The organism is Vitiosangium sp. GDMCC 1.1324 (genome assembly GCF_003044305.1).
In the GTDB taxonomy this organism is placed as follows: domain Bacteria; phylum Myxococcota; class Myxococcia; order Myxococcales; family Myxococcaceae; genus Archangium.
In genome coordinates this window covers 1-1,085 of the sequence record NZ_PZOX01000079.1, presented here as the reverse complement: position 1 = coordinate 1,085, position 1,085 = coordinate 1, and the positions used below count along the sequence as shown (strand labels likewise).

Here is a 1,085-nt window from a genome sequence, read left to right as displayed (position 1 = left end):
GCAGAACTCGTCAATGTCCATCTCGCCAGTGAAGCCGCGCTTCTCGAACCACTCGCGGAACTCTTTGGGCATGACGTGGTGCCGCGGCGGCTCGGCCATGCCAGCCCCCGCCTTGCCCGTCTCGTGCATGGCACCTACCTCTGGCCCATCGCCCAGCGCGTCGCGCACGCCCTGTGGCAGCTCGCCGTGCACCTGCGCCAGCATCACCTGGCCCGCCTGAATCCGCACGGCGGCGCTGACGACGGGCAGGGAGAGGACGCCCGCGCGCACCAACTGGCGCACCATCTCCACCCACTCGGCGGACACGACAAGCCGCGTGCCCATCATCACGCCGTCGCCGCCTACCGCCAGGCCGATGCCGACCAGGGCGGGAGCGGACGGCGGCACCGAGGGCAGCGAAAACCTCATCGTCGAGAGCATGGTGACAGTCTCGATGGCCTCCTTGAGCAGTAGCACCTTCTGGAGGTTTTCCGCCCCCACGCGCATTCTCTCCACGGTGGTCGCGAAATCCTTCGTGAGGTGGCCTATCAGCGGGGGCACGTCTTGCGCCGCGGCCTCCACCTGCTCGTGCTCCCGGGAGGAGAGCGCCCCCATTGCGGGCTCGAGCATCTTCTGCCTGCGCTTCATGTCCGCGAAGAGCGTCTCCACGGAGTAGAGGTGTCGTCTGAGCGCGACGTCGGCGAGGTTGAGGAAGTCGAGCCAGACGGCGAGCAGGAGCGAGCCCACCATGGCGGCTTCCAGCCGTGGGCCGGCCACGCGCAGCAGGGCGAGCTGCATGTCCGGGTCCTCCGCCTCCGAAGCGGCGTTGGCCAGCCGGGTGGCGGCGGCGAGCTGGGCGTCAATCCACCGCAGTTGCTCGGTGCCGTAGTCGGCATAGCGGAGGAAGACATCGTTTGCGCTGGCGAGGCCCCGGCCACTGACCTTGAGCCGGGCGAGCTCGCCGGAGATGCGGCGGGTGGAGCCTGATACTTCGCGAATGGCACCGCGAAACGCCAACTGGGCCGCGCGAGTCTTCTGCCGCACCTCTCGTTCCGCGCTGTCCGGGCCCGCCGCCGTCACCTCCTCACGGGAGGCCCGGCGCCGGT

The 1,085-nt window shown here is 69.4% G+C and carries 1 protein-coding gene; it reads right to left on the bottom strand.

What is annotated here, in order from left to right:
* Positions 1-1,085 (bottom strand): DUF2380 domain-containing protein (locus DAT35_RS59755; RefSeq protein WP_108077997.1); only part of this gene is annotated, 1,085 nt, incomplete at both ends.